This window comes from Magnetospirillum fulvum, assembly GCF_900108475.1.
In the GTDB taxonomy this organism is placed as follows: domain Bacteria; phylum Pseudomonadota; class Alphaproteobacteria; order Rhodospirillales; family Magnetospirillaceae; genus Phaeospirillum; species Phaeospirillum fulvum_A.
The window spans coordinates 223,939-238,883 of the sequence record NZ_FNWO01000004.1 but is presented as its reverse complement, the minus strand read 5'-3'; the positions used below and the strand labels follow the sequence as shown (position 1 = coordinate 238,883).

The 14,945-nt window shown below is 64.7% G+C and carries 15 protein-coding genes; all 15 read left to right on the top strand.

All coding sequences use genetic code 11. From position 1 onward, the window contains the following. Positions 1-69: 69 nt before the first annotated feature. The 15 genes from BLW40_RS06625 to BLW40_RS06555 are packed head-to-tail and all read left to right on the top strand — an operon-like array spanning position 70 to position 14,940. The gene (locus BLW40_RS06625) at positions 70-438 is read left to right on the top strand and encodes an NADH-quinone oxidoreductase subunit A (RefSeq protein WP_074766755.1); all 369 of its coding nucleotides are present in this window, start codon (positions 70-72) and stop codon (positions 436-438) included. Then, positions 429-995, top strand: coding sequence for a NuoB/complex I 20 kDa subunit family protein (locus BLW40_RS06620; RefSeq protein ID WP_139305523.1), 567 nt, complete (start codon positions 429-431; stop codon positions 993-995). Before BLW40_RS06625 ends, BLW40_RS06620 begins: the two co-directional genes overlap by 10 nt. Positions 996-1,021: 26 nt before the next feature. After that, the gene (locus BLW40_RS06615; RefSeq protein WP_074766751.1) at positions 1,022-1,630 is read left to right on the top strand and encodes an NADH-quinone oxidoreductase subunit C; all 609 of its coding nucleotides are present in this window, start codon (positions 1,022-1,024) and stop codon (positions 1,628-1,630) included. A 5-nt stretch (positions 1,631-1,635) separates the two neighbouring features. Beyond that, on the top strand, positions 1,636-2,814 hold the full coding sequence (locus BLW40_RS06610) for an NADH-quinone oxidoreductase subunit D (RefSeq protein WP_074766749.1): 1,179 nt from the start codon (positions 1,636-1,638) through the stop codon (positions 2,812-2,814). After that, positions 2,811-3,419, top strand: a complete 609-nt coding sequence (nuoE, locus tag BLW40_RS06605; protein WP_074766747.1) for an NADH-quinone oxidoreductase subunit NuoE — start codon at positions 2,811-2,813, stop codon at positions 3,417-3,419. Before BLW40_RS06610 ends, nuoE begins: the two co-directional genes overlap by 4 nt. After that, on the top strand, positions 3,419-4,702 hold the full coding sequence (gene nuoF, locus BLW40_RS06600; RefSeq protein ID WP_074766745.1) for an NADH-quinone oxidoreductase subunit NuoF: 1,284 nt from the start codon (positions 3,419-3,421) through the stop codon (positions 4,700-4,702). The genes nuoE and nuoF overlap by 1 nt, the downstream gene beginning before the upstream one ends. 15 nt (positions 4,703-4,717) lie before the next feature. Continuing rightward, positions 4,718-6,784 carry an NADH-quinone oxidoreductase subunit NuoG gene (nuoG, locus tag BLW40_RS06595; RefSeq protein WP_074766743.1) on the top strand — a complete coding sequence of 689 codons (2,067 nt, stop codon included), beginning with the start codon at positions 4,718-4,720 and terminating at the stop codon, positions 6,782-6,784. After that, on the top strand, positions 6,777-7,796 hold the full coding sequence (nuoH, locus tag BLW40_RS06590; RefSeq protein ID WP_074766741.1) for an NADH-quinone oxidoreductase subunit NuoH: 1,020 nt from the start codon (positions 6,777-6,779) through the stop codon (positions 7,794-7,796). The genes nuoG and nuoH overlap by 8 nt, the downstream gene beginning before the upstream one ends. Positions 7,797-7,809: 13 nt before the next feature. Continuing rightward, on the top strand, positions 7,810-8,298 hold the full coding sequence (nuoI, locus tag BLW40_RS06585) for an NADH-quinone oxidoreductase subunit NuoI (protein WP_074766739.1): 489 nt from the start codon (positions 7,810-7,812) through the stop codon (positions 8,296-8,298). Positions 8,299-8,314: 16 nt separating this feature from the next. After that, complete coding sequence (locus BLW40_RS06580) at positions 8,315-8,923, top strand: NADH-quinone oxidoreductase subunit J (protein ID WP_074766737.1); 609 nt, start codon at positions 8,315-8,317, stop codon at positions 8,921-8,923. A 5-nt stretch (positions 8,924-8,928) separates the two neighbouring features. Then, positions 8,929-9,240 (top strand): NADH-quinone oxidoreductase subunit NuoK, encoded by a 312-nt coding sequence (gene nuoK / locus BLW40_RS06575; protein ID WP_074766859.1) that lies wholly within the window; start codon positions 8,929-8,931, stop codon positions 9,238-9,240. A gap of 7 nt (positions 9,241-9,247) precedes the next feature. Further along, positions 9,248-11,179, top strand: a complete 1,932-nt coding sequence (nuoL, locus tag BLW40_RS06570; RefSeq protein ID WP_074766735.1) for an NADH-quinone oxidoreductase subunit L — start codon at positions 9,248-9,250, stop codon at positions 11,177-11,179. A gap of 18 nt (positions 11,180-11,197) precedes the next feature. Then, positions 11,198-12,712 (top strand): NADH-quinone oxidoreductase subunit M, encoded by a 1,515-nt coding sequence (locus BLW40_RS06565; RefSeq protein ID WP_074766733.1) that lies wholly within the window; start codon positions 11,198-11,200, stop codon positions 12,710-12,712. A gap of 12 nt (positions 12,713-12,724) precedes the next feature. Then, complete coding sequence (nuoN, locus tag BLW40_RS06560) at positions 12,725-14,176, top strand: NADH-quinone oxidoreductase subunit NuoN (RefSeq protein WP_074766731.1); 1,452 nt, start codon at positions 12,725-12,727, stop codon at positions 14,174-14,176. Then, positions 14,173-14,940, top strand: coding sequence for a biotin--[acetyl-CoA-carboxylase] ligase (locus BLW40_RS06555; RefSeq protein WP_083386668.1), 768 nt, complete (start codon positions 14,173-14,175; stop codon positions 14,938-14,940). Before nuoN ends, BLW40_RS06555 begins: the two co-directional genes overlap by 4 nt. Positions 14,941-14,945: the final 5 nt, after the last annotated feature.

Here is a 14,945-nt window from a genome sequence, read left to right as displayed (position 1 = left end):
CTTCGACGAAGCGGGCGCGACACTGTGCCGGGCGATCCTCGTGGTGTAGAAACTTGGGCCGGGGAAAGAATGATGGACGCTTGGCTGGTCGAATATCTGCCGATCCTCGTCTTCTTCGGCATCGCCGTTGCGATGGCCGGACTGTGTGTCGGCGGTTCGTGGCTGGTGGCGCGGCAAAAGCCCGACACGGAAAAGGCCACCCCCTACGAATGCGGCTTCGAACCGTTTAGCGATTCGCGGTCCCGCTTCGACGTCCGCTTCTATCTGGTTTCAATTCTCTTCATCATTTTCGATCTCGAAATCGCTTTCCTGTTCCCCTGGGCGATCAGTCTGGGGAAAATCGGAATGTTTGGTTTCTGGTCGATGATGGTCTTCCTGGCGGTGCTGACCGTCGGGTTCGTCTATGAATGGCGCAAGGGAGCCCTGGAATGGGAATAAGCGGGGAATCACCGGCGGCCCTGCCGGCGGGTGGCGCCCGGTTGCTGCCTCCCGGTCCGGAGCAGGATGCCCTGCTGGCCGCCGTCACCGACGAGATTTCCAACAAGGGCTTCGTCGTCGCCAATGTCGATGCGCTGGCCGCCTGGGCTCGCACCGGCAGCCTGTGGCCGCTGACCTTCGGTCTGGCCTGCTGCGCCATCGAGATGATGCACGCCGCCTGTTCCCGCTATGACATGGACCGGTTCGGGGTGGTGTTCCGCCCGACGCCGCGTCAGGCCGACGTGATGATCGTCGCCGGAACCCTGACCAACAAGATGGCTCCGGCGCTGCGCCGGGTCTACGACCAGATGGCCGAGCCGCGCTGGGTGATCTCGATGGGATCGTGCGCCAATGGCGGCGGTTACTACCATTACAGCTATTCGGTGGTGCGTGGCTGCGACCGCATTGTCCCGGTCGATATCTATGTTCCCGGCTGTCCGCCGAGCGCCGAGGCTCTGATCTACGGCATCTTGCAACTGCAAAAGAAGATCCGTCGCACCGGCGCGATCACCCGCTAGCGATCGAACGTAAGGACCGCCGAACCATGACGCAAGCGCTGAAGGATCTGGGCGAGTTGATCGCCGCCGCCTTACCGCAGGACGTGCGCCAGGCCGAGGTCAATCGCGTCGGCGAGCTGACGCTTGAGGTCTCCGCCGCCTCGATCCTGTCGGTTCTGGCCTTCCTGCGCGACGATCCCGCCTGCCAGTTCAAGCAGCTTCTCGACGTCTGCGGGGTCGATTGGCCCGGCCGCGACCCCCGCTTCGACGTCGTCTATCACCTGCTGTCGATGAAGCACAACCAGCGCATCCGGGTGAAGCTGGCGACCGACGACGACAATCCGGTCCCCTCGGCGACCGGGCTGTTCAGCTCGGCCGGCTGGTTCGAGCGCGAAGTGTGGGACATGTTCGGCGTGCTGTTCTCGGGCCATCCCGACCTGCGGCGGATTCTGACCGATTACGGCTTTGACGGACACCCGCTGCGCAAGGATTTCCCGCTGACCGGCCGGGTCGAGGTCCGTTACGACGACGAGCAGAAGCGGGTGGTCTACGAGCCGGTGCAGCTGGTCCAGGATTTCCGCCGCTTCGATTTCCAATCGCCGTGGGAGGGTGGCGGTCCGCTTCCCGGCGACGAGAAAGCCGGGGGGAGAGTCTAAAGATCATGGCCGAGACCCGGATCGAAACCTATTCGCTCAATTTCGGACCGCAGCATCCGGCTGCGCACGGCGTGCTGCGCCTGATCCTCGAAATGTCGGGCGAAGTGGTCGAACGCGCCGACCCGCATATCGGGCTGCTCCATCGCGGCACCGAAAAGCTGATCGAGCACAAGACCTACCTGCAATCGGTGCCCTATTTCGACCGGCTGGATTATGTCGGCACGATGAACCAGGAGCACGCCTTCGTCCTGGCGGCGGAAAAGCTGCTGGGGCTGACCCTGCCGCCGCGGGCTCAATACATCCGCACCCTCTATAGCGAGATCGGCCGGGTTCTCAACCACCTGCTCAACATTTGCACCTACATCTTCGATGTCGGCGGCATGACCCCGATGCTGTGGGGGTTCGAGGAACGCGACAAGCTGATGGAGTTCTACGAGCGGGCCTGCGGCGCGCGACTCCATGCCAATTACTTCCGGCCGGGCGGCGTCGCCGCCGATCTGCCGCAGGATCTGCTCGACGATATCGGCGAATGGACCCAGACCTTCCCCAAGGCGCTCGACGACATCGAAGCGCTGGTGACCGAAAACCGCATCTTCAAGCAGCGCACCGTCGATATCGGCATCGTCACCGCCGAGCAGGCGCTCGATTGGGGCTTCACCGGACCCAATTTGCGCGCCTCGGGCATCGCCTGGGATCTGCGCAAGGCCCAGCCTTACGAGGTCTACGACCAGCTTGAGTTCGACATTCCGGTCGGCAGCAACGGCGATTGCTACGACCGCTTCCTCGTCCGCGTGCTGGAGATGCGCCAGAGCATCCTGCTGATCCGCCAGTGTCTGGAAAAGATGCCGGGCGGCGCGGTCAAGGTCGACGACAACAAAGTGACTCCCCCGCCGCGCGCCGAGATGAAGCGCTCGATGGAGGCGCTGATCCACCATTTCAAGCTGTTCACCGAAGGCTTCCGCGTCCCCGCTGGCGAGGTCTATGCCGCCGTCGAAGCGCCCAAGGGCGAGTTCGCGGTCTATCTGATCGCCGACGGCAGCGGCAAACCCTATCGCTGCAAAATCCGGCCGCCGGGGTTCGTCCATCTTCAAGCTCTCGACATGATGTCGAGAGGCCATATGCTGGCCGACGTGGTGGCCAATATCGGCTCCATCGACATTGTTTTCGGCGAGATCGACCGATGAGCGACAGCCCCGCAGAACCCGCCGCCTTCGCCTTCACGGCGGAAAGCGCCGAACAGGCCCGCGCCTTCATTGCCCGCTATCCCATTGGGCGGCAACAGAGCGCGGTGATGCCGCTGCTTGATCTCGCCCAGCGTCAGGAAGGCTGGGTCAGCCGCGCCGCGATCGAAGCGATTGCCGACATGCTGGGGATGGCCCCGATCCAGGTCGAGGAAGTCGCCACCTTCTACACGATGTACAACCGCCGCCCGGTCGGCCGCTTCCACGTCCAGATCTGCACCAACCTGCCTTGCATGTTGCGCGGCTCGGACGCGGTGCTGGACTCGGTGCGGGAAACGCTGGGGATCGGTATCGGCGAGACCACGGCCGACGGTCTGTTCACCTTGTCCGAGGCGGAATGTCTGGGGGCGTGCGTCAACGCCCCGGTGATCCAGATCAACGACGATTATTACGAGGATCTTGATGCCGCCAGCACCCGCGCCGTGCTGGAAGCGTTGGGACGCGGCGAGACCCCGAAGACGGGATCGCAGACCGGCCGCCAGACCTCGTGTCCCGCTGGTGGTCCGACCACCCTGACGTCCCCCGCCGCTGCGACGGAGAGAGCGTGATGCTGCGCGACCGCGACAGGATCTTCACCAATCTCTATGGCTTCCACGACTGGCGGCTGAAGGGCGCGCAGGCGCGTGGCGATTGGAGCGGCACCCGCGAGTTGCTGGCCAAGGGCCGCGACTGGGTGATCGAGGAAATGAAGAGTTCGGGCCTGCGTGGACGCGGCGGCGCGGGCTTCCCCACCGGGGTCAAATGGTCGTTCATGCCCAAGGTCGAAGGCGAGCGCCCGCACTATCTCGTCATCAACGCCGACGAGGGCGAGCCGGGCACCTGCAAAGACCGCGACATCATCCGCCACGAGCCGCATAAGCTGGTCGAGGGCGCGTTGATCGCCGGCTTCGCGATCGGGGCTCGGGTCGGCTACATCTATATTCGGGGCGAGTTCGTCGCCGAGGCCCAGAACCTTCAGGCCGCGATCGACGAAGCCCGCGCCGCCGGACTGATCGGCCCCAACGCCTGCGGGTCGGGCTGGCCGTTCGAGCTGTATGTTCATCGCGGTGCCGGAGCCTATATCTGCGGCGAGGAATCCGCGCTGATCGAAAGCCTGGAAGGCAAGAAGGGTCAGCCGCGTCTGAAACCCCCCTTCCCCGCCGGGGTCGGTCTTTATGGCTGCCCGACCACTGTCAACAACGTCGAATCGATTGCGGTGGCCCCGACGATTTTGCGTCGCGGCGGCGCGTGGTTCGCCGCGCTGGGTCGGCCGAAGAACAGCGGAACCAAGGTGTTCTGCATCTCCGGCCATGTCAACAATCCCTGCAACGTCGAAGAGGAAATGGGCATTCCGTTGCGCGAGTTGATCGAGACTCACGCGGGCGGTGTGCGCGGCGGCTGGGACAATCTGTTGGCGGTGATCCCCGGCGGCTCGTCGGTTCCGGTGCTGACCAAGGATATCTGCGACACCGTGCTGATGGATTTCGACAGCCTGCGCGACGTGCGCTCTGGCCTCGGCACCGCGGCGGTGATCGTGATGGACAAATCGACCGACATCGTCCGCGCCATCGCCCGCCTGTCGAAATTCTATGCCCACGAAAGCTGTGGCCAGTGCACCCCCTGCCGCGAAGGCACCGGCTGGCTGGCCCGGATCATGGCGCGGATGGTCACCGGCGACGCCGAACCGCACGAGATCGAACGGCTGGACCAACTGACCCGCCAGATTGAGGGACACACCATCTGCGCGCTGGGCGATGCCGCCGCCTGGCCGATCCAGGGACTGATCCGCGCCTTCCGCCCCGAACTGGAGCGCCGCATCGCGGAGCGCCAGTCGCGGGGCCGGGCCGCTTGAGGACGGAATGAACACATGCCCAAGCTGACCATCGACGGCAGGGAAATCGACGTCGAGCCCGGAACCACGATTCTCCAGGCGGCGGATCGTCTGGGCATTGAGATTCCGCGATTCTGTTATCACGAACGCCTCGCGATCGCTGGCAATTGCCGGATGTGTCTGGTCGAGGTCGAGAAAGTGCCAAAGCCGGTCGCGTCGTGCGCGATGCCGGTCGCCGACGGCATGGTGGTGCAGACCAACACCCCGGTGGTGCGCAAGGCGCGCCAGGGGGTGATGGAGTTCCTGCTGGTCAACCATCCGCTCGATTGTCCGATCTGCGATCAGGGCGGCGAGTGCGACCTTCAGGATCAGGCGATGGCCTATGGGTCGGACCGCAGCCGCTACGAGGAGACCAAGCGCGCCCAGCCGGACAAGGATTACGGCCCGCTGATCGCGACCCACATGACCCGGTGCATCCAATGCACCCGCTGTATCCGCTTCGCCGCCGAAATCGCCGGAACTCCGGTGCTGGGCGGTCTCGGCCGGGGCGAGCATCTCGAAGTGACCCGCTATGTCGGCGAGACGGTATCGTCGGAATTGTCGGGCAATCTGATCGACCTCTGCCCGGTCGGCGCGCTGACCAACAAGCCCGCATCGTTCCGCTATCGCTCGTGGGAACTGCGCCGCACCGAAACCGTCGATGCGATGGACGGGTTGGGTGCCGCGATCCGGGTCGATTCGCGCGGCAACGAAGTGATCCGGGTGCTGCCCCGGATCAATGAGGACATCAACGAGGAATGGCTGGGCGACCGCTCGCGCTTCGCCTGCGACGGGTTGAAGCGGCAGCGGCTCGACCGCCCCTATGTCCGCAAGGACGGCAAGCTGACGCCTGCGACCTGGCCCGAGGCGTTCGCCGCGATCGCCGCCCGGCTGACCGGTCTGGAGGGCAGCGCCATTGCCGCGATCGCGGGCGATCAGGCCGATGCCGAGACGATGGCCGCGACCAAGGATTTGCTCGCCGCGCTAGGCTCGCTCCATCTCGATTGCCGCCAGGATGGCGCCGCGCTCGACCCCACCGTCCGCGCCTCCTATCTGTTCAACAGCACCATTGCCGGGATCGAACAGGCCGACGCCCTGCTGCTGATCGGCACCAATCCCCGGATCGAGGCCCCGGTGTTGAACGCCCGGCTGCGCAAGCGCTGGCTGGAGCACGGGCTTGCCGCCGCCGCGATCGGACCGAAGGCCGACCTGACCTTCGCCCATGACTGGCTGGGCGATTCCCCCGCTCTGCTGACCGAGCTGGCCGAAGGCCGTCACCCCTTCCTCGCCACCCTGAAGGCGGCCAAGCATCCGGCCCTGATTATCGGCCAAGGCGCGCTGGCCCGCGACGATGGCGCGGTTCTGCTCGGTCTGGCCCGGCGCATCGCCGAATCCGCCGGGATGGTCCGCGAGGATTGGAACGGCTTCAACGTGCTGCACACCGCCGCCGCCCGGGTCGGCGGCCTCGATCTCGGCTTCGTGCCGGGACCGGGTGGACGCGACACCAAGGCGATCATCGCCGGAGCCGCCTCGGGCGCGGTCAAGGTGCTGTTCCTGCTCGGCGCCGACGAAATCGAGATGGGTGCCCTGGGTGATGCCTTCGTCGTCTATCTCGGCAGTCATGGCGATGCCGGGGCGCACCGCGCCGACGTGATCCTGCCCGGTGCCGCCTATACCGAAAAGGACGCCACCTACGTCAACACCGAGGGCCGCGTTCAGCGCACCCGCCGCGCGGTGTTCCCGCCCGGCGAGGCCAAGGAGGATTGGCGGGTGATCCGGGCGCTGTCGGAGGTGCTGGGCCACACCGTGCCGTTCGACTCGCTCGATCAGATCCGGGCGCGACTGACCAATCTCAACCCGCTGTTCGGCCATCCGGGCAGCCTGGAGCGGGCGCTGTGGGAGCCGTTCGGCCGCCCCGGCGCGACCGATGACCGGCCGCTGGCCTCGATCCTCGACAGCTATTACATGACCGATCCGATCAGCCGCGCCTCCACCACGATGGCCGCCTGCGTGGCGGCGTTTGGTGGCGGCTGCAACCACCATAAGGCGGGACACCATGCTTGACCTCGTGGCCGCGCAGTTTCCGCCCGTTCTGTGGACGCTGATCGTCATCGTCGCAAAGATCGTCGTGATCATCCTGCCGCTGTTGGTTGTGATGGCCTATCTGGTCTATGCCGAGCGCAAGGTCATCGGCTCGATGCACCTGCGCAAGGGGCCGAACGTGGTCGGGCCGCTCGGGCTGCTGCAACCCTTCGCCGACGGCGTTAAGCTATTCTTCAAGGAAACCGTGCTGCCGACCAGCGCGAACCGGGGGATTTATCTGTTCGCCCCGATGATCACCTTCATCGTTGCGCTGGTGGTGTGGGCGGTGATCCCGTTCGGCGACGGTCTGGTGCTGGCCGACATCAATGTCGGCATCCTTTACGTCTTCGCGGTGTCGAGCCTGGGCGTCTATGGCGTGGTGATGGCGGGATGGGCCTCGAACTCGCGCTATGCCTTCCTGGGCGCGCTACGCTCGGCGGCGCAGATGGTGTCCTACGAGGTGTCGATCGGCCTGATCCTGGTGTCGGTGCTGGTGACCGCCGGATCGCTGAACCTGTCGGCGATCGTCCGGGCTCAGGAGGAGATGTGGTTCGTTCTGCCCCACCTGCCGCTGTTCGTGCTGTTCATCGCCTCGGGACTGGCTGAAACCAACCGCTCGCCGTTCGATCTGCCCGAATGCGAATCCGAATTGGTGGCGGGCTATAACGTCGAATATTCGGCAATGCCATTCGCGCTGTTCTACCTGGGCGAATATATCAATATGCTGGTCGTCGGCGCGATGACCTCGGTTCTGTTCCTGGGTGGCTGGCTGGCCCCGTTCGGCTGGACCTTCCTGCCGGGACCGGTGTGGTTCTTCGCCAAGGTCTGCCTGGTGATGTTCATCTTCATCTGGGTCCGGGCGACCTTTCCACGCTACCGCTACGACCAGTTGATGCGGCTGGGATGGAAGGTGTTCCTGCCCTTCTCGCTGATCTGGGTGGTGTTGACCGCCGGTACGCTGACCGCTCTCGGCCGGTTGCCGGGACAGGGATAGGAGAGCCCGACCGATGTCGTTCATAGACCGCACCGCGCGCGCCTTCCTGCTGGTCGAGCTGATCTCCGGCCTGTCGGTAACCTTCCGTTACCTGTTCAAGCCCAAGGTGACGATCAATTACCCGTATGAGAAAGGCTTTCTCAGCACGCGGTTCCGCGGCGAACACGCTCTGCGCCGCTACCCCAATGGCGAAGAGCGCTGCATCGCCTGCAAACTGTGCGAAGCCATCTGCCCGGCCCAGGCGATCACGATCGAGGCCGAGCCCCGCGAGGACGGGTCGCGGCGCACGTTGCGCTACGATATCGACATGACCAAATGCATCTATTGCGGATTGTGCCAGGAGGCCTGTCCGGTCGATGCGATCGTCGAGGGACCAAACTTTGAATATGCCACCGAGACCCGGTCAGAACTGATGTACAACAAGGCCAAACTTCTCGCCAACGGTGATCGCTGGGAGGCCGAGCTGGCCTTCCGTCTGTCCGCCGAAGCTCCCTATCGCTGAAGGGGGGAAACCCGGAATGTCGACGGCGTTGATATTTTATCTCTTTGCGGGACTGACGGTGGCGAGCGGCGCGATGGTCGTGTCCGCCCGTAACCCGGTTCATTCCGTTTTGTGGCTGATTTTATGCTTTTTCAACACGGCGGGGCTGTTCCTGCTGCTGGGGGCCGAATTCCTGGCGATGGTCCTGGTCATCGTCTATGTCGGCGCGGTGGCGGTGCTGTTCCTGTTCGTGGTGATGATGCTCGACGTCAACCGGGCCGAATTGCGCGCCGGATTCCTCCATTACCTGCCGCTAGGCGGGCTGGTGGGAGCGGTGTTGCTGGGCGAACTGGTGGCGGTGGCCTTCGCCTGGCGTCCCAGCGAAAGCGCCGAGGGTCTGACCCGCGCGCCCCAGCCCGATCCGATGCAGGTCACCAACACCCAGGCGCTGGGGCACCTGCTTTATACCGATTACATCTTCTTGTTCCAGACGGCGGGGCTGATCCTGCTGGTGGCGATGATCGGTGCGATCTTGCTGACCCATCGCCGCCGTGGCGGGGTACGGCGCCAAGTCATCGCCGATCAGATCGCCCGCAGCCCACGTTCGGTCGAATTGCGTAAGGTCCAATCAGGACGGGGGATTTGACCGCGATGTTTGAAATCGGCCTCTCCCACTATCTGACTGTCGCGGCGATCCTGTTCACGTCGGGAGTGGTCGGAATCTTCCTCAACCGCAAGAACGTCATCATCATCATGATGTCGATCGAGCTGATCTTGCTCGCGGTCAACCTCAATCTGGTGGCGTTCTCGTCGGTCCTGCACGATCTGGTCGGGCAGGTGCTGGCGATGTTCGTTCTGACGGTCGCCGCCGCCGAAGCCGCCATTGGCCTTGCCATCATCGTTGTCTTCTTCCGCAGCCGCGGCTCCATCGCGGTCGAGGACATCAGTCAGCTCAAGGGATAGCCGTCAGATGACCGTCATCGCCACCGTTTTCCTGCCGCTGCTGGGGGCCGTCGCCGCCGGTCTGTTCGGCCGTGTCCTTGGCGCGCGGGGATCCCAGATCGTCACCACCGGCTTGCTGATGATGGCGGCGGTTTCCGCTGCCATGGTGTTCGACCGGGTGGCGCTGGGCGGCCAGACCGAAACCGTGATCCTGGCCGACTGGATCAAGTCGGGCGGGCTCGAGCTGTCCTGGGCGCTGAAGGTCGATACCCTGACGGCGGTGATGCTGGTGGTGGTGACCTGGGTTTCGGCCGCGGTCCACCTCTATTCAATCGGCTACATGGCCCACGATCCGTCGATTCCGCGGTTCCAGGCCTATCTGTCGCTGTTCACCTTCGCGATGTTGATGCTGGTGACCGCCGACAATCTGGTCCAGTTGTTCTTCGGCTGGGAAGGGGTCGGTCTCGCCTCCTACCTGCTGATCGGCTTCTGGTACGAGAAGCCCTCGGCCTCGGCGGCGGCGATCAAGGCCTTCGTCGTCAACCGGGTCGGCGATTTCGGCTTCCTGTTGGGGATTTTCGGTCTGTTCGCCCTGTTCGGCACGATCGGGCTCGACGCGATCTTTGCCGCCGCTCCCGCCAAGGCCGGGGCGACGCTGACCGTGCTGGGGCTGAAAATCAACGCAATCACCGTCTGCTGTCTGCTGCTGTTCGTCGGCGCGATGGGCAAGTCGGCTCAGCTTGGCCTGCACACCTGGCTGCCCGACGCGATGGAAGGCCCGACCCCGGTGTCGGCCCTGATCCATGCCGCGACGATGGTCACCGCCGGAGTGTTCCTGGTAGCGCGGATGAGCCCGTTGTTCGAATTGTCGGACGCCGCGCTGGCGGTGGTGACGGTGGTCGGCGCGGCAACCGCGATTTTTGCCGCGACGATCGGCTGCGTTCAAAACGACATCAAGCGGATCATCGCCTATTCGACCTGCTCGCAGCTTGGCTACATGTTCTTCGCGCTCGGCGTGTCGGCCTATCAGGCGGCGATCTTCCATCTGATGACCCACGCCTTCTTCAAGGCGCTGCTGTTCCTCGCCGCCGGATCGGTGATCCACGCGATGAGCGACGAGCAGGATATCCGCCGGATGGGCGGCATCTGGAAGCACGTCAAGGTCACCTGGGCGCTGATGTGGGTCGGCTCGCTGGCGCTGGCCGGGATTCCCTTCTTCGCCGGCTATTATTCGAAGGACATCATCCTCGAAGCGGCATGGGCGGCGGGCACGCCAGTCGGCCAGATCGCTTATTGGGTCGGACTCCTGGCCGCCGTGCTGACCGCGTTCTATTCCTGGCGTCTGCTGCTGCTGACCTTCCACGGCCGCCCCCGCGCCGACGAGCAGGTGATGGCCCATGTCCACGAAAGCCCGGCGGTGATGATCGTGCCGCTGCTGTTCCTGGGCGCGGGCGCGATGTTCGCCGGTTGGATCGGCTATGATTTGTTCGTCGGTCCGGCCAGCCACGATTTCTGGGGCCACGCCCTGACCGTCGCCGACATCCATCCCGCGCTCGACAACGCCCATCACGTCCCCGAGTGGGTGGCGCTGATGCCGACGATCGCGGCGGCGGGCGGGATCGCGACGGCCTACCTGCTTTATGTGTTCGCCCCCAGCCTGCCGGGAATGCTGGCCGGGGCGTTCCCTGGGCTGCACCGCTTCCTGCTCAACAAGTGGTATTTCGACGAATTGTACGATGCCATCCTGGTCCGCCCCGCCTTCCGGCTGGGACGCGGATTGTGGAAGGGTGGCGACGGAGCCCTGATCGACGGGCTTGGGCCCGACGGGGTGGCGGCGACCAGCATCCGGATGGGGCGCAAAGTGGCGGCAGCCGAGACCGGCTACCTGTTCCACTACGCGTTCGCCATGCTGATCGGGGTGGCGGCTCTCGTCACCTGGTACATGGCTTTCAAGAATTAAGGACGGGGAAGACGACCCATGACCGACTGGCCGCTTCTCACGCTGACGACGTTTCTGCCGCTGCTGGGCGCGTTGTTCATTCTGACCATCCGGGGTGAGACCGAGGTGGTGGCGCGCAATGCCCGCAACGTCGCGCTGCTGACGGCATTGGCCACCTTTGTGGTGTCGCTGTTCATCCTGGGCCGCTTTGACGCCGCCTCGCCCGAGTTCCAGTTGAAGGAAACCGCCGCGTGGTTCCCCGGCACCACCATCGCCTACTCGCTGGGGGTGGACGGGGTGTCGCTGTGGTTCGTGCTGCTATCGACCTTCCTCACGCCCTTGTGCATCCTGTCGACCTTCAACGCGGTGCGCGAGCGGGTCAAAGAGTACATGGTCTGCTTCCTGGTCCTCGAGACCATGATGGTGGGGATGTTCTGCGCCCTTGATCTGGTGCTGTTCTATCTGTTCTTCGAAGGCGTGCTGATCCCGATGTTCATCATCATCGGGGTGTGGGGCGGCCAGCGCCGGGTCTATGCCGCCTTCAAGTTCTTCCTCTACACCCTGCTCGGCTCGGTGCTGATGCTGGTGGCGATGCTGGCGATGTATTTCGAGGCGCAGACCACCGACATCCCCTCGCTGATGGCCCATTCCTTCCCGCTTGAGATGCAGAAATGGCTGTGGATGGCCTTCTTCGCCTCGTTCGCGGTCAAGGTGCCGATGTGGCCGGTCCATACCTGGCTGCCCGATGCCCACGTCGAGGCCCCCACCGCCGGATCGGTGATCCTGGCCGGTGTGCTGCTGAAGATGGGCGCCTATGGCTTCCTGCGCTTCTCGCTGCCGATGCTGCCCGACGCCTCGGTGTTCTTCACCCCGCTGATCCAGGTGCTGTCGGTGGTGGCGGTGATCTACACCTCGTTGGTGGCGCTGGTCCAAGACGACATCAAGAAGCTGATCGCCTATAGCTCGGTCGCTCATATGGGCTATGTGACGCTGGGTCTGTTCGCGATGACGCCGCAAGGTGTCGAGGGCGCGCTGATCCAGATGTTGTCACACGGAATCGTCGCAGCGGCCCTGTTCCTGGGCGTCGGAGTCATCTATGATCGCTTGCATACGCGCGAGATCGCGCGGTTCGGCGGTCTGGCGAGCCGGATGCCGGTCTATGCCGCCCTGTTCATGCTGTTCACCCTGGCGTCGATCGGGCTGCCTGGAACCTCCGGCTTCGTCGGTGAGTTCCTGGTTCTGATCGGCGTGTTCCAGGTTGACCGGCTGGTGGCCACTCTGGCCTCGACCGGAGTGATCCTGGGAGCCGCATACATGCTGTATCTGTACCGCCGGGTGTTCTTTGGCCGGTTGGTGCACGAGGATTTGAAGATGCTGCCCGACCTCTCTGCCCGCGAAATTCTGGTTTTCCTGCCGCTGGCGGTGCTGGTGGTGTGGATGGGCGTGCATCCGGCAACCTTCCTCGACCCGATGCATGCCTCCGTGGCCAAGCTGATCGACAATTTCGAACTCGCCAAGGCGGCTCAGGCCGGTTTGGCGGCGGCGACACGCTAGGGGGATGGCGACGTGACCGTGACTCTCGACCTTCTTCCCGTGCTGCCCGAACTGTTCGTGGCGTTGTGCGGTCTGATCCTGGTGCTGGTCGGCGTGTTTCGCTCCGGCGACGCCACCCGCCCAATCGCGACGCTCTGCATCATGACGATGGTGACGGCGATGCTGCTGATCTGGGCGCTCGGCCCCGACCGTCAGACCGGGTTCGGCGGCCTGTTCGTCGCCGACCGCTTCGCCGCTTTTTCCAAGCAACTGATCCTGATCGGTTCGGTCCTGTCGATCGCGCTGGCGATTCCGTACCTTGAGCGCGAGAAGACCGCCCGGTTCGAATATCCGGTGCTGGTGCTGTTCTCGACGCTCGGCATGATGGTGATGGTCTCGGCCAACGACTTCATGTCGCTCTATATGGGCCTCGAACTGTCGAGCTTGCCGCTCTATGTGCTGGCCGCCTATCACCGCGACAATCCCCGTGCCGCCGAGGCCGGGGTGAAGTATTTCGTGCTGGGCGCGCTGGCCTCGGGCCTGCTGCTCTATGGCGTGTCGCTGCTGTACGGCTTCTCCGGCACCACCTCGTTCCTGGGACTGTCGCGCTCGTTCGAGGACGTCTCCGGTCCGCCCGCGATCGGCATCGTCGTCGGGCTGGTGTTCGTCGTCGCCGGTCTCGCCTTCAAAGTGTCGGCGGCCCCGTTCCATATGTGGACCCCCGACGTCTATGAAGGCGCGCCGACCCCGGTCACCGCCTTCTTCTCGGTCGCGCCCAAGATCGCCGCGCTCTGTCTGCTGACCCGGGTGATGGTCGAGCCGTTCGCGGCGATGACCGACCAATGGCGCCAAGTGGTGGTGGCGCTGGCGCTGATCTCGATGCTGGTCGGAGCCTTCGCCGCCCTGACCCAGGCCAACATCAAGCGGCTGATGGCCTATAGCTCGATCGGCCATGCCGGATACGTCCTGGTTGGTCTCGCCGCCGGTTCGGTGCTGGGCGTGCAGTCCGTCCTGATCTACATGACGATCTATCTGTTCATGAACATCGCGGTGTTCGCGGTGATTTTGTCGATGCGGCGGATGGGACGCCATGTCGAGGCGATTGCCGATCTGGCCGGTCTGTCGAAGACCAATCCGGCGATGGCCTTCGTGATGGCGGTGTTGATGTTCTCGATGGCGGGCATCCCGCCGCTGGCCGGGTTCTGGGGCAAGTTCTACGTCTTCATGGCGGCGATCGAGGCCGGGCTGTACCCGCTGGCGGTGATCGGCCTGATCACCAGCGTGGTGGCCGCCTATTACTACCTGCGGATCGTCAAGTTGATGTATTTCGACGAGCCGGTCGAATCGTTCGACCGTCCGGTCGGCACGGCCCCGGTGGTGGCGATGAGCGTCGGAACCCTGGTCGTGCTGGGCTTCACCTTCCTGCCCGCTCCCCTGGTCACCGGGGCCAAGGCGGCGGCGGCGGCGCTGTTCCCCACCGGATGAGCCCTTTCCCCGATCTGCCGGACCCGTTCGATCTGTTGGCGCTGGAGCAGGCCGGAAGCACCAATGACGAGGCGCGCCGATTGGTCGATCGTGGCCAAGCCCGCGATCTTCTCGTCGTCACCGCCAAAACCCAGACCGCCGGGCGCGGTCGCCGGGGCCGGACCTGGGTCAGCCCGGCGGGCAATCTGCACGCCTCGCTGCTGATCCGCCAATCCGGGCCGTTGGCGCGGTCGGCTGAACTGGGCTTTGCCGCCGCCGCCGCTTTGGCCGCCGCGCTGGCCGAACTGGTCCCCGCCGCCGATTTTCGCTGCAAATGGCCGAACGACGTGATGGTCGCAGGAGGCGCGGGCAACCCCAACGCCAAGATCGCCGGAATGCTGCTCGACGGCGCGGGCGACGGCTGGCTGGTGCTGGGATTGGGCGTCAACGTCGCCGCCGCGCCGCCGCCGGACCAAGTGATGCAGCCCGCGACCGCGCTGGCCGCTCTCGGCTGGAGCGGCGGTCCAGAGGTGGTGCTGGCCGAATTCTGCCGCCATTTCGGGCCGTTGCTGGCGGCCTGGCGGGCCGAAGGGTTCGCCCCGCTGCGCCGGGCCTGGCTGGAGCGGGCATTGGGCCTAGGCGAAACGGCAATGGTCCGGTTGGAAACCGAGACCCTGACCGGTCGTTTCGCCGCCCTTGACGACGACGGCGCGCTGGTGCTGGACCAAGGACCAGCCGGACGTCGCCGTATTCTGGCGGGAGATGTGTTCTTCCCTGCTTCGTGATCCCA